The 18861-nt window shown below is 70.2% G+C and carries 8 protein-coding genes and 3 pseudogenes; 5 read left to right on the top strand and 6 right to left on the bottom strand.

The annotated features are described in order from the left end of the window. Positions 1–113: 113 nt before the first annotated feature. Positions 114–6044 (bottom strand): PAS domain-containing protein, encoded by a 5931-nt coding sequence (locus tag WMF39_RS08115; protein ID WP_437744978.1) that lies wholly within the window; start codon positions 6042–6044, stop codon positions 114–116. A gap of 673 nt (positions 6045–6717) precedes the next feature. On the opposite strand from WMF39_RS08115, the gene WMF39_RS08120 reads away from it, so the two are divergent. Next, a complete protein-coding gene (locus tag WMF39_RS08120; protein ID WP_437744979.1) occupies positions 6718–7995 on the top strand; it encodes a serine hydrolase domain-containing protein in 1278 nt (425 codons plus the stop codon). A gap of 105 nt (positions 7996–8100) precedes the next feature. Next, positions 8101–8715: a glutathione S-transferase family protein gene (locus WMF39_RS08125; protein WP_437744980.1), complete on the top strand. Its 615-nt coding sequence runs from the start codon at positions 8101–8103 to the stop codon at positions 8713–8715. An 83-nt stretch (positions 8716–8798) separates the two neighbouring features. Here the strand turns inward: WMF39_RS08125 and WMF39_RS08130 are convergent. After that, positions 8799–9044 (bottom strand): annotated as a pseudogene (locus WMF39_RS08130) (Uma2 family endonuclease); the annotation flags it as partial. A gap of 213 nt (positions 9045–9257) precedes the next feature. On the opposite strand from WMF39_RS08130, the pseudogene WMF39_RS08135 reads away from it, so the two are divergent. From WMF39_RS08135 to WMF39_RS08145, 3 genes and pseudogenes are all read left to right on the top strand, one after another. Next, positions 9258–10675 (top strand): annotated as a pseudogene (locus WMF39_RS08135) (amidase). 181 nt (positions 10676–10856) lie between these two features. After that, positions 10857–11765: a helix-turn-helix transcriptional regulator gene (locus tag WMF39_RS08140; RefSeq protein WP_437744981.1), complete on the top strand. Its 909-nt coding sequence runs from the start codon at positions 10857–10859 to the stop codon at positions 11763–11765. Between the two features lie 783 nt (positions 11766–12548). Then, positions 12549–13097 (top strand): hypothetical protein, encoded by a 549-nt coding sequence (locus WMF39_RS08145; protein WP_437744982.1) that lies wholly within the window; start codon positions 12549–12551, stop codon positions 13095–13097. Between the two features lie 290 nt (positions 13098–13387). Here WMF39_RS08145 and WMF39_RS08150 read toward each other — a convergent pair. From WMF39_RS08150 to WMF39_RS08165, 4 genes and pseudogenes are all read right to left on the bottom strand, one after another. Then, positions 13388–13522 (bottom strand): annotated as a pseudogene (locus WMF39_RS08150) (M48 family metalloprotease); the annotation flags it as partial. Positions 13523–13543: 21 nt separating this feature from the next. Beyond that, the gene (locus tag WMF39_RS08155) at positions 13544–15313 is read right to left on the bottom strand and encodes a glycoside hydrolase family 44 protein (protein ID WP_437744983.1); all 1770 of its coding nucleotides are present in this window, start codon (positions 15311–15313) and stop codon (positions 13544–13546) included. A 52-nt stretch (positions 15314–15365) separates the two neighbouring features. After that, positions 15366–16742, bottom strand: a complete 1377-nt coding sequence (locus tag WMF39_RS08160; RefSeq protein WP_437744984.1) for a DUF1552 domain-containing protein — start codon at positions 16740–16742, stop codon at positions 15366–15368. A 15-nt stretch (positions 16743–16757) separates the two neighbouring features. Beyond that, on the bottom strand, positions 16758–18248 hold the full coding sequence (locus WMF39_RS08165; protein WP_437744985.1) for a DUF1592 domain-containing protein: 1491 nt from the start codon (positions 18246–18248) through the stop codon (positions 16758–16760). Positions 18249–18861: the final 613 nt, after the last annotated feature.

Genomic DNA, 18861 nt, shown 5'->3' on the forward strand with positions numbered 1-18861 from the left:
GGCGCGAGCGCGGCCCGTCATGACTCGTCGGTCGGTGGAATGACGGATCCTGTTCCTGACCGGTGTGCCCAGGGTAGCGCCGGCGCGTCCGGTGTCAACGCGCTCGTCGCTACTCAATCTTCAATGCGCCGCCGCCGCCGCGGCTCCCGGCCGCCCGCGGGCGGCTTGACGTCGCGCGAGAGCGGCAGCTCGACGGAGAAGGTCGAGCCTTTGCCGATCTCGCTCGATACGCTCACCCGCCCTCCGTGCGCCTCGACGATGGTGCGCGTGATGTAGAGGCCCAGCCCGAGCCCGCCGTAATGACGCGACGAGACGCCCCGGCGATACCGCTCGAAGACCTGCTCTCGCACGTCGGCGGGGATGCCGATGCCATGATCGGTGACCGAGAGCCGGGCGGTCTCTCCGTCCGACGCGATGGTGAGCTCGAGCGGCTTGCCCCCGCCGAACTTGATCGCGTTGCTCAGCAGGTTGGTCACGACCTGCTCGATGCGCTGCGCGTCCCAGCGGCCGACGACCGGCCCGGCGGCGCGCACGTCGAGCGCGCAGCCCGCCCGCGCGAGCTGGTCGTCCAGGTACGTCGTGACCTCTCCCACGATCGCGCGGAGATCGATCTCGATCGGGTCGAGCTCCAGGCGCCCCGCGTGGATGCGGGAGACGTCGAGGAGCATGTCGACGAGGGCGACGAGGCGCTTGATCTGCCGCTGCGAGAGATCGACCGACGCGCGCGCCCGCTCGATGCCCTCCGGGCCGCGCGAGAGCTTCTTCTCCATCGAGTGGACGGCGAGCTGCAAGCTGGTCAGCGGCGTCCGGAGCTCGTGCGAGGCGACGGAGAGGAACTCGTCCCGCGCGCGGACGGCCTCCTCCGCGCGGGCGCGCGCCCGCTGCTCGTCCGCGAGCAGGCGGTCCCGCTGCTGCTCGGCCTGCACGCGCGTCGTGACGTCGCGGAAGCTCCAGACCCGCCCGACGATGCGCCCGCTCGCGCGCTGAGGCTGGGAGTAGCGCTCGAAGACCCTCCCGTCGTCGAACGTCAGGGTGTCGATGCCGCTCGCCTCGCGGGGGTCGTCGACGCTCCTCGTCATCCTCGCTTCCTGGAGGAGCTGCTCGGAGTCCGCGAGCTGATCGAGGCAGAGCGCCAGGCGGTCGTCCTGCGAGAGGAGCACCTGCTCGGGGATGCCCCACATCTCTCTGAACCTGCGGTTGTGCCGCACGGGGCGGCCCGCGTCGTCGACGACCAGGATGCCGTCCGCCGTCGAGTCGAGCGTGGCCTCGAGCAGCGCGTGCGAGTGGCGCAGCATCTCCTCGGCGCGCTTGCGCTCGGTGACGTCCGTCGCGATCCCGCACACCGCATACGACGTCCCGTCCGGATGGCGCAGCGGGAACTTGAGGGAGAGGAAAGCGTGGATGCCGTCGGGGGCCGGAACGAACTCGTCCCTCTCGATGGGGTGATCCTCCCGCAGCGCGGCGAGATCGTTGGCGCGCACCGCGTCGGCGATCTCGGTCGGGAACAGCTCGTGGTCGGTCTTGCCGAGGATGTCCTCGCGGCTCACGTGCACGACGTCCTCGTAACGGCGGTTGATGAGCAGGTACCGCCCGTCCGGGGCCTTGACGAACACGACGGCGGGCGTGTTCTCGAGGATGGCGTGCAGGAGCGAGCTGCTGTCGTGCAAGGACGCTTCCGCGCGCCGGCGCTGCGTGTTCTCCTGCTGGAGCTCGCCGTAGAGCCGCGCGTTCTCGAGCGAGATGGCCGCCTGCGACGCGAGGACATCGAGGACGCCCAGCTCCGCGGTGGAGAAGGCGCCCGGGACCAGGTTGTTCTCGAGGTAGAGCAGGCCCATTGCCTCGTCCTGGCGCACGATGGGCACGCCGAGGACCGAGCGCCGAGGGCGCACCGCGTCGCCGAAATAGGGATCCATCGCGAACCGGTGCGGCGCGGCCGCGTCGGCGATCGCGATGGGCTTGCGGGTGCGGAGGACGGCTGCGCAGAGCGACAGGGGCACCTGCGACGGCGCCGCGAGGTGGCCGGCGGGGCCGAAGGCCCGCTCGCCATCGCCGCTCGCCTCCGCCAGGACGAGGCCCTCCGGCGTCGAGAGGAGCAGGCAGCCGCGCTGCGCGCCCACGTGCTCCATGGCCACGAGCAGGAGCCGGGCGTGCAGCTGGGGCAGGACCAGCGCGCTCGAGATCTCCTGCGAGGCCTTCAAAATACCGAGCATATCCAGGTATTTGACGTCGCCACCCCCGGACGCGGGCCGCCGCGCGAGCTCGGGGTGCTGCTGGAGCAGGGCGCAGACCTTCGCCCGCGCGCCCCAGGCCTCGTAGCTGTCGCGGGCGCGCGCGAGGTAGGCGCTCGCCGCCGTGTCGAGCCCCCGCTGCTCGTAGAAGCGCGCGCAGAGCTCGCTGGCGAGCGCCTCGACCTCGACGAACCCGCCCGCGCGGGCGCCCTTGAGGGCCTGCTCGTACCCGCGCTCCGCGGCGAGCTCATCGCCCGAGAGGCGCGCGAGCTCGGCCGAGACCAGGGCCACCTGGTGTGCGAAGTTCTCCGGGGACGCGTCCGCGAGCGCCGCCAGGTGGGCGAGGTGCGCGCGCACGGCCTCGAGGCAGGCTGGCGGGGGCGCGCGGGCGTGGCCGGCGGAGCGCGCGACCGCCGCGTAGAAGTGAACCTGGGCGGCCCCGAGGAAGCGGCGCGCGGCGTGCAGCAAGGCGCCCGCGCGCTCCGCCGCTCCGGCGGCCTCGCCCAGATCGCCGAGGAGCACGCGCGTCTGCAGGTCGAGGAGATGGCCATAGAAGGCCCTGATCGGCGCCCTCCGCGCGAGCTCGTCCGCGGAGCGCTCCGGAGGGCGGCCGGGCGCGGGTGGGTCGCGCAGCCGCGCGAGCAGCCGCAGCTGATCGCGGAAGATGTCCTGGTCCACCGGGCCGCAGGTGCGCTCGGCGAGCGCGAGGCGCCGCGAAGCCTCCTCGGCGACGTCGTCGAGGGAGTCGCCGACGAACAGCTGAAACGCGATGAGCTGGTGGCCGAAGTAGCACGAGAAGGGGTAGTTGCCGGCGGAGAGCGCCGCGTCCAGCTCGCGCCGCGCGAGCTCCAGACAGCGTCGGACAGGCATCTCCAGGTAGCCGAGCAAGACGATGAACGTGAAGCTCGCCCTGGGCCTGTAGGGCGAGTGCTCCTCGCGCTGGGCGAGCCGATAGCCCGCCTCGCCGAAGGCGAACGCGTCCGCGGGGCGCCCGCGCCGCTCGGCAAGGACGAGCCCGAAGGTCGCGTAGGCCGCCGCGGAGCTGCTCGTGTTCCCGTGCGTCAGCGAGAGCTCCACCGCGGCGCTGGCGGCGGCCGCCATGACGTCCCAGCTCGCGTGGTAAGCGGGCTGGTACAGCGTGGCGGCGAGATCGCAGACGGCCCGGGCGCGCGGGTCGGTCATGGGCGGCAGGTCCGGGAGGGCGGCGATGGCGAGGGCGCCGCCCTCGAGGCGACCCAGGACCGCTGCGACGGCGGCGTCCACCGCGGCGGCCTCCGGGTGGCGCGGCAGGGGGAGCCCGCAGTTGCCGAAGCCCGCGACGCAGCTCTCGACGGCGGCGTCCATCGCGCCTTGCGCGACCTGGATCTCGGCGAGCAGGGCGTACACGGTCGCGGCCACGCACGGCCCGGAGGCGCGCTCGCACAGCGACGCGCAGATGCGCTCCGCGGCCGCGAGCTCGCCGGTCGCGAACCGGCACTGGGCCAGCGCGAAGTCGAGCTCGAACGCGAGCCCGGCGCGCGCCGCCTCCCCGCGCGCGCCCGCGAGCAGCTCGGCGCCCAGCAGGAAGAACCCGATGGCCGCGGCGTGGTGGGTCGCGGCCTGGGCCTTCCGGCCCGCGCGCAGGTTGAGCTCGGCGGCCCGCGTCCGCTCCTCCGGGGACGTGATCCGCGGCGCTCCGCGGGTGATCTGGCGCACGATCTCGAAGAGCTGGGCCTCGACGCGGTCGGGCGGGAGGCCGTCGAGCAGGGCGCGCGCGGCGGCGAGGTGCGCCTCGGGCCGCTGCTCGGCGGGGGTGAGCTCGTAGGCGACCTGATGGATGCGGTCGTGAAGGAAGCGGATCTCGCGGTCGATCCGGACGATGAGCCGCAGGGCGAAGGCCGCCTGCAGGCGCTCGATGACGGCGTCTTCCGGGCAGCCGAGGAGGAGCGCCAGCGTCGTCAGATCCGCGGCGTCGCCGAACAGGGCGAACCGCCGCAAGGCGTCCTGCGTGCCCGCGTCGAGGCTGCGGAGGTTCGCGGCGATGATCTCGGCGACGTCGTCCGAGCACCTCTTCGCCCGGATCTTCTCGAGATCCCACCGGAACGCTCGGGCGGTGGTCGAGAAGCGGATCAGCCCTTCCTGGTGGAGCGTGCCCGCGAGCTGCGCGATGAACAGCGGATTTCCCCCTGTCTTCTCGTGGAGGCTCGCCGCGAGCGGGGCGACCTCCTCCCGGGGGGCGCGCAGCGAGTCGGCCACCCACGAGGTCACCGCGTCGGCGGACAGCGGGGCGATCGCGATCTCGGTCACGGCGACGTCCTGCGCGCGGAGCCGGCGGATCATCCGGCGCACCGCGTGGGAATCGGAGACCTCGTTGCTCCGGTACGCGCCGAGGATCAGCGTGTCGCGGACGTCGGGGTCGGTCGCCCAGCGCTCGACGACCTTCAGCGTCTCGGCGTCCGTCCACTGGAGATCGTCGAGGAAGACGATGAGCGGCTTCCCCGGCCGCGCGAGCGCGCCGAGGAGCTGGCTGAGCGCCAGCAGGAACCGCGCCTCGGCCTCGGGGGGCGGGATCTCGGGCGGCGGGCTCTGCTGGCCGAGGATCCGGGCGAGCGCCGGGAGCATGCCGGCCAGCAGCGACGCGTTCGCGCCCAGCGTCCCCGCGAGGCCGCGCTGCAGCTCCGCGCGCGACGCTTCGCCCTCTTCGAGGGCCTGGACGAGCGCGCCGTCCAGCGCCGCGAGGAGCGCCTCGCACGGGGCATGGCGCGGGGCCACCTCGCACCTGCCGCCGGTGAAGCGCGCCGCGGGCGCGCGGACCGACTCGCCCAGGTGATGGACCAGGCGCGTCTTGCCCACGCCCGGCGGGCCCGAGATCAGGACGAGCTCCGCCCGGCCATCGCGCCCGACGCGCGCCACCGCGCCCTCCAGCCGCGCGACCTCGCCGGCGCGGCCGTAGAGCCCGGGGGTCAGCCGCAGAGGCGGCGGCACGTCGGCGAGACCCGGCTGGAACGGCGCGATCCGCCCCTCCGTCCGGAGCGCCTCCCGGCACCGGACGAGATCGTGCTGGAGGCCGGCGGCGCTCTGGTACCTGTCCTCGGGGAGCTTCGCGAGCAGCTTCAGGACGAGCTCGGCGACGGTCGAGGGCAGCCCGGGCACGGACACGAGCGGCGACGGGGGGACGACCGCGGCGTGGCAGTAGAGCCATCCCAGCAGATCGTTCGCGGCGAACGGCAGCCGTCCGGTGAGGAGCTCGAACAGGATCACCCCGAGGGAGTAGAGGTCCGACCGGTGATCGATCGCCACGCCGAGGCGCCCGCCCTGCTCGAGCGACAGGTACGGCCAGGTGCAGGGGGACGGACGGGCCGATCGGGGGCTACACCGGCCCGGCGAGAGCGACCAGGGGCTGAACCCGGTCAGCTTGATGGCGTCGCCGGGCAGGAGCATCACGCGGTGCGGGGTGAGGCCGAGGTGGACGATCTGCCGCCCGTGGATCGTCGCCAGCGCCCCGGCGATGCCGGTGGAGAGCCTCAGGAACCGGCCGAGAGCCATCGGGGTGCCCATGAGGCGGGCGAGCGGCGTCGCTCCGTCGTCCTGGATCACGAGCGCGGGCTGGCCATGGAACGTGCAGATCCGCGCCGCTTCCATGGCCACGTCGCAGCCGACCAGCCGCGTCGCCTCCAGCTCGCGCCGCAGCGCCTCGTACTCGGCCGTCGAGGGGTGAGCGACCTTCAGGGCCTTGACGAGGACGCTCCGCCCCGCCGGCTCGCGCGCCCGGTAGAGCGCGAAATCCGGCCCTTCGTCCAGCACGGCCTCCGCGAGGTATTCGGTCGCTGTTTGCATGGCTCTGGCGTGCTGGGCGTGACACACGCCTCCGGGGCGCGGCTGCGCTCGAAGGCGCCTGCGCTGCGCTGCGCTGTCGATCGACAGGCAGGATCGGTACCAGCGGTGAGCGGCCGGCGCCGCGGCGGTCCAGGCGTCCGATGATCGACTCGACGCGTCGGCTGCGGCGTGACGGCCGGTCAAGGCGAGCCGCGTCGATCGCAGCGCCGTCGGACGCTGTCTGCCGAGCTCGGCCTTGAGCAGAACCCTCCCCGTATCGTCCGCTGGCGCGCGAGAGCGCGAGTGATGGGGAGAGAGACGACGGGAGAGGAAGCGGGGGAGACGTCAGGCCACGAGGGCCCGTGACCCCTCGGGAACAGCGCGTTCATTCGTCCGCGGTCGTCCACGGTCGTCCAGGATGTCATCTGCTTGCGTCATCCCGCAATCGATTGCGCTTCCATTCCAGTCGTGCCAACTCCATTGAAGGGGACGCGCCGGACCTCTCAGCTGAAACCAGCGGCCAGGTAGCAGCTCTTTTTAGCGGTGCAGCTCGAAGAGGAGACGGCAGGTCACGCTGGCGTACAAATTGCGAGCCTTCACGCCAGACGCCCACGCTGAACGCGCCTCCGGCCAACCGGGGGGGCAAACGCCGTGGAAGGATTCGTTCTTCACGAAAGCAAGGTTGGGAAGAGCCATGATCGATCAACGACGAGCGGTCAACCGCAGGATGTTCTTGCAAGGGATGACCCAGTTCGCCTCGGTGGCCGCCGCGGCGCCCGCGCTCGGTTCGGACCCATGGAGAGGCGCCTGCTCGACGACGCTCACCGCGGGGCGGCCCGAGGACGTGAGCATGAGCTCGGAGCGGCTGGAGGACGTCTTCGCGCGGATCCAGCGCCGCGTGAACGACGCCCTGTTTCCCGGCGCCACCGCGCTGGTCGCGCGGCGCGGGGTCATCGTGGGTCACCGGGCCTTCGGCAGCAAGGTCGCCGGCGCCGACGAGCCGGTGACGCTCGACACGATCTTCGACGTCCAGTCGATGAGCAAGGTGCTCTCGACGGCGGCGGCGGCCCTCGCGCTCGTGCAGGAGCGCGTGATTCGGCTGGACGCGCCGGTCGCCAGGTACCTGCCGGAGTTCGCCGCCAACGGAAAGGCGGCCGTCACCGTCTACGACATGCTCCGTTACTCGTCCGGTCTGCCGCTGGACAACCAGTGCCTGGATGAGGACGTCGAGACGGCCTGGTGCATCATGGCCGAGACGCCGCTCGAATACGCGACGGGCAGATCGGCGCTGTACAGCGATCTCACCTACCGCCTCCTCGGCCGCATGATCGAGGCCGCCGCGGGGGAAGATCTCGACGCCATCGCGAGAGAGTGCGTCTGGCGTCCTCTCGGCATGAGCGACACGATGTACAACCCGCCCCCGGAGCTCGTCGAGCGCGTCGCGGCCACGGGGTACTCCGCCCGCCGGGGCTGCCTCGTGCGGGGGCAGGTGCAGGACGAGCAGGACTTCGCGCTGGGCGGCATCGCCGGCTGTGACGGCGTGTTCACCACCGCGCTCGATGTCGCCGTCTTCTGCCAGATGATCTTGAACGGCGGCGCCTATGGCGGCGCCGAGGTCCTGCGGCCCGATCTGGTCGGGCAGATGAAGAAGAACAACACGCCCTACGTGACGGAGGCGGAGACCGACACGTCACCCATCAACAACCTGCTCCTCGCCCCGAAGGGCCTCGGGTGGGAGATGCGGACGCGGCGCTTCTCGAACGGCGGCATGCGCCTGTCGCCGCGCGCCTTCGGCAAGGCGGGCGGCGCCGGCACGTTCATGTGGGTCGATCCGGATCTCGAGATCATCGGCGTCCTCCTGACCAACCACGGGCTGCCGCAGCCGTTCGACGAGCTCGGCTGGAACCGTATGCTCGACAACGTCGGTTGCACCGAGTTCTTCGACGGCATCATCAACGCCGTGCACCGCTGAGCGCCGGCGCCCTCCACCCGGTTGACGGCGGCGCAGATGGTTTGATATCCATCCAACGGGTCAGCTGGGTGGGTCCGCGGCGGCGCGGGCCCGGACGGAGGTCAGATGAAACTCTACTACTCGCACAACTCAAACCCGCGTCTCGCCGTGGCAGTGGCACGGCATGTCCAGGCGCCGGTGGAGTTCATCCGCGCGGCCCCGTTCGCGCCGGACCAGATCGAATTCTTCCGAACGCTCAACCCCAACACCCGCCTCCCGATCCTCATCGAGAACGGCACGCCCCTCTGGGAAGCCGATGCCATTGCCTGTCGCCTGTGCCAGCTGACTGGCTCGGAATTTTGGCCCCCGCCCGCTCGTCTTCCGGAGCTCTTGCGCTGGCTGAGCTGGGCGCACCAGCACTTCAATCCGCCGGCGAGCGCGCTCTACTTCGAATACATCGTCAAGCCCACGTTCACGACCGACCGAGAAGAGCAGTCCGTCATGGACCGGCACCTGAAGGAGTTCCGACATTTCGCCGAGATCCTGAACGGTCTGCTGAAGGGCCGCCGCTGGCTGATCGACGACAAGCTGAGCTATGCCGACTTCCGCGTGGCCTTCGTCTTTCCGTATGCCGCACGCGCGCGGCTGCCCTTGGCCGACTATCCCGAGGTGCAGCGGCTGTCGAACCAGCTGGACGAGCTCGAGGCCTGGCGCGAGCCGTTCAAGGACCTGGAGGGTTAGAAGAGGAATCCGCGGGCGCGCGCGGCGGCTGAGCGACCCTGCTCTGCGAGCTCGTGGGCCAGCACAAGAGGCTTCGCGATCTCCGCGTCCGGATCGGGGAAGTGGAGTTCGGGCTCGACCAAGATGGTCCAGCCGCCGGGCCCGCCGCGCCCGCGGTCGAACGGGCCGAAGAGCTCCCCTTGCAGCGCGCTCTCCGCCCTGGAATGCCGCGGTGCCGGCCGGGGGGACACGTGCAAGGTGCCCCCGATGAGCTCCGCCACCTTGTTCGCTGGGACGGCGTCGAGGTCGGTGTACGTGGCGCGGCGCTGCTTCTCGGCGGGCTGGCCCATGACCGGAGACTGCCCGGGGGCGTGCGGCGAAGCAAGGCGTGGACGGCGCTCTCGTGCTCGGGCAGCTGGTGCAGGGCCTCGAGGAAGGCGAGGCGCCGCTCCTGACGCTCGAGAGCGTGCTGCGCCGCCGGGCACACAGGGGAGATCTCGCGCCGCTTCTTCTTGCGGGCGTTCGCCGGGAGCGTGGCGGCCCTGTCGAGCGCATGCGATGGGATGACGCCCGTCGAGGAGCCTGCAGCGGAGGCGCTGTCGGAGCTCACACGGGCGACCGGGGGTCAGCTGGCGGATCTCATCCGCCGGAAGCGGGTGTCGTCGCTCGAGGTCGTGGAGGCGCACCTGGCGCGCATCGCGCAGATCAATCCGCGGCTGAACGCCGTGGTGAAGCTCCGCGCCGACGAGGCGAGAGCCGAGGCGCGGGCGGCGGACCGGGCCCTGGCGAGAGGCAAGCACCTTGGCCCGCTGCACGGCGTGCCGATGACGATCAAGGATTCGATCGATACCGCCGGCGTCGTGACGACCGGCGGCACGAGCGGGCGAACGAAATTCGTTCCGGCAGAGGACGCCACCGTGGTCCGGCGCCTCAAGGAAGCGGGGGCGATCCTGCTGGGCAAGAGCAATACGCCCGAGATGACGTGGTCTTACGAGACGAACAATGCCGTGTACGGGCGCACCAACAATCCGTATGGTCTCGACCTGTCGCCGGGCGGCTCCAGCGGGGGGCGGGCGCCATCGTGGCCGCGGGCGGCTCCCCGTTCGACGTGGGAAGCGACACCGGCGGGAGCATCCGCGTGCCGTCGCATTTTTGCGGGATCGCCGGGCTCAAGCCGACCACCGGCCGCATCCCGCGGACGGGCCATATCGTCCCGGCGGAGGGGCTGCTCCAATCGTTCACCGTGCTCGGGCCGATGGCCCGCTCGGTCGACGATCTCTGGCTTCTCTTCAGCATCCTGGCGGGGCCCGACTGGCGCGACGCGGCGCTGATCCCGGCGCCGCTCGGCGACCCGAAGCACGTGCAGCTCAGGGATCTGCGGATCGCGATGCACACCGACAACGGGATCGCGGCGCCGGACGCGGCGGTGCGCCAGGCGGTGATGGACGCGGCGGCGGCGCTGGAGGCGGGCGGCGCGCGGGTGGAGTCGAAGAAGCCCGACGCGCTGAGCGACGTGCTCACGATAGACGCAGATATCTTCCGGGCGGACGGCGGCGCCTGGTTGAAGCGGCTCCTGGATCTGGCCGGGACCACGGACCCCGGCGCCGAGGTGGCGGCCGCGCTCACAAGCGAGCCGCTGCCGAGCGGTGAGCTGACCGCGGCGGTCGAGCGGCTGGACGCGTGGCGGGGGCGGATGCTCGGCTTCATGAAGGACGTCGACGCCATCGTCTGCCCGCCGTGTGTCCTCGAGACGCTGCCCCACGATGCGTGGATCGAGCACGGGGTCTACGCGGGATTCAGCTACTCGTTCGCTTACAACATGACAGGGTGGCCGGCGGTCGTCGTGCGCGCGGGCACCTCGTCGCGAGGAACGCCGGTCGGCGTCCAGATCATCGGACGCCCCTTCCGCGAGGATGTCGTCCTCGCCCTGGCCGGTCACATCGAGCGGGAGCTCGGCGGCTATCGAGCGCCGGCGATTTGACGGGAGCGCGGTCCATGCTGCCGTGGCGGGCCGGGAGCCATCCGCGGGCCCCAGCCCAACCCGCGTCCACGGCGCGCGCCGTGACGTTTCGCCGTGGCAGTCCGAAGCCGGGTCGACGGTCGCGAGCTCGTAGGAGAAGCCCGCGCTGCGGGTGTCGACATAGAGCAGGTTCGCGAAGCGCGTGTACGACGCAGCGTTCGCGACTGCAGAAGACGGTGAGTGGCACCGGCACGACGCGCAACCTGGGGCGAGCGCGGAGCCGTGCTACAGTGCGGGGAGGGCTTCGGTCGATTTCCGCGGTGAACCAGGGGATCTGACGCGCTTCGCGCAGAGGGTGATCCAGAGCAGCCCGCAGATCGAAGAGCCGAGCCCCTTCGAGCACCGCATGCGCTGGGACCGCCACGGCAACGCCGGCTCCACCGGCTCCATCCGCCTGCGCTCCGGTATCCGCCTGAGCACCACCCGGCTTCGCTGGGAGCAACCGTGGGGGTTCCAGTTTCGCACCGCAGCCACTCCGCTGAAGTTCAACCTCAGTCGCGGTGCCGGGCCGCGCATGATTTCGTCCGATGGGACGAGCGAGGTGCTGCGCGGTGGTGTGCTCCACGTGCAGCACACCACGCAGCCGACCAGCACCCGGTACGAGTTCCTGGACAGCGGCGCGGAATGCGAGCAGCTGGCGCTGAAGATCGAGCCCGCGCGGCGCCTCCTCGTGGAGCACATGAACGCGCCGCCCAGCCTGCGCCAGCTCGCTCGCCACGTCGGCTTGAACGAAGTGAAGCTCAAGACGGGCTTTCGGACGCTGTTCGGCACCTCCGTGTTCGCTTACCTGCGCACCGAGCGCCTGGAGCGCGCGCGGCGCTTGCTGGCGCAACGCCACCTCAGCATCACGGAAGTCGCGGCCCAGGTGGGGTACGCCAACCCCAGCAAGTGCTTCGTGTCCAGGCACGGTCCCCTGCTCGACCTCGACGCCGGCGTCGTCGGGCTCTACTTCCCCAGCGCTCGTGTCGAGACTGCCGGCGAGGAGCTCTCCTCCGGTGCCAGGACGAAGCTCTTTCCCGCGGCGAAGGTCGCCGTGGGGTGGGCATTTTAACCGCGGAGCGTTTGATCGCCGGCAGATCGCAGGGCTCACTCACCGGGTAGCGTCACCCCGAAGAGCCGCGTGAGAGGGGTAGCGAAGCAGGGGAGTGAAAGACGACATCGCGCGGTGCGCCGTGGGCGGTCGTCGAGTTCTCGCGAACTTCTCCCTGTTGCGAGGCTCCTCGAACCTCCGCCGCGGGCCCGAGCGATGCAAACAAGCGGCCGAGCCCGTCGCGTACGTTGAAGAGGCGCGCTTTGTCGATTCCGGGGTCGAGCCCGACGCCGGCGTCACTCGACCGTGATGTGCACGAGCGACCCGCTCGAGCGCCGCTCGACGGGCGGCGTTGCTGGCGCGCCGGGAGCTCGCTGATGTGTCCGCGACGCCGCGTGGCTCGCCGGTCCCGTGGATGAACGCGCCGGTCTCGACGCGCGGCGGCGCTCGGATCGCTGGAAAATGCGGACAGTCATCTTCCGCATCACGCATCCGCCTCGCCTCGGCAACGGCCTCCTCGCATGGCATCTCGCTTGCTGTCGCTCACCGACGCCGCCGACGACACCGGCACCGACGACAGGTGACGCAGGAGCGGTGTGAGCCGACGCAGGTCGCGCTGGAGCGATCGGACCCGCATGCGGCTCACGCGCCGGCGCTCATCCGTCGAGGCCGCTTTGCGGCGGCAATTCCCTGCAACCATGAGGAGCTCACATGAAATCGAATCAGCTTGAGAACAAGTCCTTTGGCCTGCGATGTGTTGTGTTCGGGCTGCCTTTCGCGACCCTCCTGATGACGGGATGCGCCGTGGATTCAGCGGATAAGAGCGAGGGTTCAGCACAGGATGAAGAGCGCGTCGAGGAGGCGGAGCTCGCCATCTCCGAGCCCGACGTGGAATGGTGGGGAGAGGGACCGGCGTGCACGCCGGGGGTGCCCTGCACCATCACCGAGAGCTCGTACGTCGGTCTCAAGAATACGTTCGTGGACCAGTACGTCGTGTACAGCGAGCGCAGGTACGGGATCAACCTCGGGTGGCGAAGCGGCTCGAACCTGGGCAACGTGCGGTTCATCCCCCAGGCTGGCGGAGCGGTGCGGTACGGCGAGCCGGTCGCGCTCTTCGTCACGAACCCGAGCGCGGAGAAGTACATCAAATACCGCGAGCGCGAATACGGGATCAACCTCGTCTGGTCGGCGGACGCCGTCTACCAGTGGCGGATCACCGGCGGAACGCCGGGCACGCCGGTCGACCTGAACCAGCCTTTCGGGCTCAGCAACGACGTGCAGACCCACGTGGTCTACTGTCCGCGCGAATACGGCATCAATCTTCGCTGGAACTTCGACTGCCCGTATCGCTGAGCGCCGCGTCCTGCGCCCGCCACCCGCGGCTCGCTCAGGTCGGCCCAATTTGCTCGATTCCTGAGCGCTTTCTCTGGATCCAGGGTTCGTCGAACTGGTTTTTTGAATTGATTCTCTGGATCTAGGCCATTATTATCTGGATCGGAGAGACAAAATTCTGGATGGAACCTGAAATTGGCTAGAAAGCCAAGATTGTTCTCTGGATTTTGTCGAGGTTTATCCCGTTTGTTGGCCGGGATGTCTCGATGCCCCTGGTCGCCGCGCCCCCGTCGCCCTCGCGTGGCTCCTGCGCGTGGAAAAGCGTCGGATCGAGCGGCGAAGTGCCCGAACTCGTGGGCGAGCACGGCGTTGAGCTCCGAGAGGTCGAGGGCGGACACAACGCCGAGCCCGACGACGAGGTTCTTGCGGACAGGCCAGAACAGGCTGGCGCCGCGACCGATGGACCGCTATCGCGGGACCAGCACCGACACGCTGTGGGCCGGCATCGCGTAGGTGAAGGCGTTCGTGGCGCGCGGCGCAATGGGATCCGCAGGCACGAGATCGGCCTTGGTGGACGTGAGTTGCCACGCGTCGATGGCCGTGTAGCTCTCGTGGGCGGCGAGGGTCACCGCGGCCGTGAGCGGGGCAGCGGTCTTGTTGATGGCGACGAGGACCATTCGGCTCGGATCGGCCTCGTCGATGCTCGCGTACACGGTGGCCTTGGCGACATCGCTCGTCTCGGCGCGGACGGACGTATCGCCGAAGCGCGCGCCCTGCCCGTCGTAGCTCGTGAAGGCGCGCACGCCGGCCCGGAGCATCGAGACCTCTTCGCCGGGATCCCAGATCGTCGCGAGGAACACGCCCTCGCGGCCGAAGACGCCGAGGGCGTCGGCCTGCGCGATCGCGCCGGAGATGTGGTTGCCGCCGCCGTAATTGTACTCGGTGATGCCGAGGGCGGTGCCCGGGTAATGGGCGTCGATGAGGCCCTGGAGCCAGGGGATGAGCGTGATCGGGCCGTTCACGACGTCGTTCGCGATCCAGCTGTCCTCGACGAAGGTCGGGTCCCAGAGCGAGCGCGGCGCCTGGACGCGGGCCTCGACCGACTCGGGGGAGGCGTCTGAGCCCGTGAGACGCTCGCCGTTCGCGTAGATCTCCGTGTACCAGTGCAGGTCGAGCACGTCGACCAGGCGGCGCCCCTCGCTCATCTCGGCGGCCTTCATGGCGTCGAGCCAGTACTCGATGAAGTTGCCGTCCGCGTCGGGCGCGCCCTGGAGGCTGACATAGCCTGAATACCCGTAGGAGACGAAGCCGGTGACGAGCGCGCTCGGCGCGACGTCCTTGATCGCGGAAGCGAACTCGATGTTCTTGTCGACGAGCTCGGCGTAGCGCACCGGCTCCGGGTGGATGCGCTCGTGGCTGTGATTCCAGAGGTCGGGCTCGTTGTCGAGCGAGAACAGGACGCTGGCGACGTCGCCTTCGAAGGCGTCGGGGAAGGCCTGCTTCATCCAGGCGACGAACTCGTCCTGGTACACGGCGTTGTCGTCGAGATCGGGCGACGAGGAGAAGGGAGCGCCCTTGCGCGCAATCGTCGGGTGAAAGCGGGTCTCGAGGTAATTCTGCGTCTGCTCGACGTCGCCGCCGCCGTCCTTGTCCGCCGCGACATAGCCGCAGATGGGGATGGTCGCGATGAAGGCGGCGCCGTGCGCCAGCGCGCCCTCGGCGTGCATGCGCACCGCCTCCCCGGGGACATCGCCGTTCGGGCTGTTCCCGGCGAGGTGCGCGTCGTTCTGGTGCATGTAGTCCGAGCCGGCGTTGGAGGCGTTGTTCTCCCAGTTGTACGCGGTCATGCGGTTGCCGCCCATGCGCACGACGGTGGTGCCGCGCTGCTCGCCGTCCAGGTCTTCGGCCCAGTTGGCGCCATAGATGAGCCGGCTGATGGGGCGCACATCCCGATCGGCGCGCACGGTGAAGGTGACATCACCCGGCCCGGGATCGCCGGGCTCGACGAGGTTCGCCGGAGGATGGCCGCCGGACCCGCCCTGACCGCTGCTGGCCGTGCCTGTGCCGCCGCCAGAAGCGCCGGCGCCGCTGCTGGCGGCGCTGGTGCCGCCGCCGGAAGCGCCGGCGCCGCCGCTGCCAGCAGAGGAGGTGTCGGCGTCGTCGCCGCAGGCGAGGAAGGCGGCAGATGAGAGGAGGACCAGCGTGGCGTGCAAGAAGGGAGCATGTCGGGAAAGCATGCGGTGCATGGTATTCCATCCCTCCGCGGGATCGCGGCGCGTGCTGGCGCGGTCAGACCTGGATGCCCGCGAGCGGCGACGTGACCCGCCCCGCGTCGATGCCGATCTCCGTCACGTTCAAGCCCATGATCTGGGCGACCGTCAGGAGCGCCTTGCTCAGGTTGTCGCCGGGGAAATTGCGGTGCTCGTCGCCGCGCAGCCGCCCTCCGGCTTTCCCGGCGAAGAGCACCGGCCATTCCGTCCTCGTGTGCACTTTACCCCACGCGGTGTCGGACGTGACGTACACGAGCGAGCTGTCGAGCAGGTTCGAGCTGCCGTGCGGCGTGTTCTTGAGCTTCGTCAAGAACTCGTTCAGGCAGCGCATCGTGTACATCACGCCCTTGTCGACGCGAGGCTGGCTCGATTGATCCCCGGCATCTCCGTGGCAGATGGTGTCGTGAAAGTCGTCGTTCATGTCCTGCGCGAGGTGCCGGTAGTAGACGTGCGCGGCGGGCAGCGAGAACATGAACGAGAGCACGCGCGTCCGCTCGCAGGCGAGCGCGAGCGCCGAGAGCTCGACCATGGCGGTGTTCACCGCAGGGGGGGCCTCGCTCTGCGCATCCTTGCCGGCGGTGGGGGCCGTCGGGCTCTTGCACGCCGACGTCGGGCCGCCGCCGGACGGCATGGTCTCGAGGCGCTGCTCGATGGCGCGGATCGACTCGAGGTGCTCCTCGATACGATGCCTGTCGGCCGCCCCGAGCCGCTGCTTCAGGCTCGCGCCGTCCTGCAGGACGGAGTCGAGCACGCTCTTCCGGACGTTCGCGAGCTTCGCGGCCTGCTCCGCGCCGTCGTCGCTGGGCTCGGGCAGGCCGTTCATGAACAATCGATTGAACACGGCCTTTGGATCGAACTCCGGGTTGTTGCGCGCGTTCGGCCCCCTGTGCGAGACCGTATGCAGCGAGTCCGGAGCGCCGTTCGGCGTCGCCGGCGTCACCCCCACCTCGAGCGAGCGGTACGGCGCCCCCTCCGAGATGGCGTTCGCGACGACCTGGTCGATGGAAGCGGCCCGCACGGCGTTCCCGCTGAGCGGCGCGCCGGTCGTCGCCCCCGCCGACCCCGTGGGGTGCTCTGAGCCGGAGACCACCAGCTTGTTCTCGAGGCCGCTGATCACCGTGAGATACGACTTGAGATCCGCGAGGGGCTCGAGCTCGGGGCTGAGGTCCCAGGCCTGACCGGAGCCCGTGCGCGTCGGCTTCCAGCGACCGGGCAGCGTGCCGTTCCCGAAGAACCACGTGACGTAGAGCGGCGAGACCGGGGTCTTCGTCTGAGCGTGCGCCGTGCCGCTCTCGTTCAGCATGATCTCCAGCAAGGGGAGCGGGATGGTGACGGCGGCGCCCGTCGCCAGCATGCCCCGGAGAACAGTTCGTCGGTTCAAAACTTTGTTCGTCATTGGGGGTACCTGCGATCAGGGTTGGGGGGCGACGGACGAGAAAGCGTCGTTGGTCACGACGTCGAGGACCAGCTCGCGCAGCTTGTACCCCGACCCTTCGAACGAGGCGGTCAGCGCGTCCAGCACGCGCTCGTCCACGTCTCTCTCCTCGTGACCCGCTGCATACGTGTAGTACTTGCGGACGAGGCACTCCGCGACCGAGGCGTCCGAGCTGAGGGTCACGCCGAGCGCGCGCGCGTCGGCGACCGGCACCCCGTCGAACTCGCCGCTCGGGTCGATCGGCAGGCCGTGGTCGGTCGTGCGGAAGCGGCCGATCGCGTCGAAGGTCTCGAGCGGCAGGCCCAGCGGGTCCATGTACGAATGGCAGCCGGCGCAGGCCGGCTCGGTCCGGTGGATCTCGAGCCGCTGACGCTTCGTGAGGGGCTTGTCCGCAGGCGGCTCCGGGAGCTCGAGGGCGACGTCGCCGGGGGGCGGCGGGATGGGCGTGCACATGAGGGCGTCACGCATGAACTTGCCGCGCAAGGTGGGAGAGCCCTCCTTCTGGTTCGCGAACTGCGAGAGGAAGCCCGCTTTGCTGAGGATCCCGACGCGCGGGCCGTCCGCGGGCAACGAGCGGACCTCGAAGGCGCCCGAGCCGAGGCCGGCCGTGTCGAGACCGTAGAGCTGGGCGAGCTCGGTGTTGACGACGACCTTCGTGGTCGAGAACAGGTCGAGCGCGCTCGTTCGATCGTCGAACGCGAGGACCTCCCAGGTGCCTCGCATGTCGCGGACCATCGCCGCTCGCAGCGCGGGGCTATACTCAGGAAAGAGCGCCGTGTCTTTTGCCTGCGTGCTGATCCGATCGAGCCGCATGTACTCCTCGGCGAAGGCGCCGACCGCCTCGCGCCCCGCGGGCGCCTCGAGCAGCCGCGTCGCCGCCGCGCGGATCCCCTCCACCGTTCCGAGCGCCCCGCTCGCGGCCTGGTCGAGCAGCTCCTGGTCTGGCAGGCTGTTCCACACAAGGAACGCGAGCCGGGACGCCATCTCGTAGCCCGTCAAGCGCAGCGACCCGTCGGCGCTCGGAGCGCCGAGCTCCGGGCGATACAGGAAGTTCGGAGACGTGAAGAGGGCCACCGTCGCCCAGCGGGCCCCCTCGACGGCGCTCTCGAGCTCGGCCGCGGCCTTCGTGGCGACGGCCGCGAGCCGGTCGACCTCGGCGGCCTCGAGCGGGCGGCGCCACGCGCGAAGCCCCAGCGCCTGGAGGAAACCACGCACGCAAGCGTCGTCCTCCGCGCCGCTCGGCGCGCAGCCGATGAACTGGTCTCGCCTCGCGGGATCGGCGAACACCGCGTCGACGGCGCCCTCGATGGCCGCGTGGTACTGCTCGACGCCTCGCTCCGAGGTCACGACGGTCGCGGCGCCGACGACAGCAAAGTTCCCGTTCCAGCTGTCGGCGTCGAGCTGGTGGATATCGACCTCGACGCCCAACATGTCGCGCACGGCGTTGCGGAACTGCGTTCTCGTCAAACGGCGCAGCATCCCGGCCGCGGGCTGGAACGGCGGCGGGTCCGAGCCCGTCGGTGATCCGTCGCCGTCGACATCCGAGTCCGTCGGTGATCCGTCGCCGCCGACAGAGGATGACCCAGCGCCGTCCGTCGTGTCACCCAGCGCGCCCGTGCACGCAGCCGCGAATGCGAGCGCGCAAACGGCGGCGACTTCTCTCGAGAAACGGAGCTCGTGCCATGACGGCTTCTTCATCTTGCTCTCCGATGATGCGACGGGGTGACCCGGCGGACCGTACCGAGGATTTCTCGACCCCCGTCGAATCGACGAGGTCTGTGGTGTCCTCCGGTGGCTCACCCTCGGTAAGAACACCAAGCACCATCGCTCGGCCATCGCTTTCGCGGCGGTCGGGCGAACGGAGCTCCAGAATCGACAAGGACTCGATTGGATGACGAAGGGCGCGGCGCGCAGGGCGACCCGCTCATGCGCGAAGCTAAAGGATGCCCCTTGAACCAAATGTGAACGATCACATGGCCGAGGTCAACGCCAATCGACCGGTCCGCGCAACTCCGCGAGGCCGAGGGAGGGCAGGGCTGGCGAGCTCCTCCGGATCGCTGCGTCAAGAGGGCGGGCGCCG

Source organism: Sorangium sp. So ce1504 (assembly GCF_051521635.1).
Lineage (GTDB): Bacteria > Myxococcota_A > Polyangia > Polyangiales > Polyangiaceae > Sorangium > Sorangium cellulosum_B.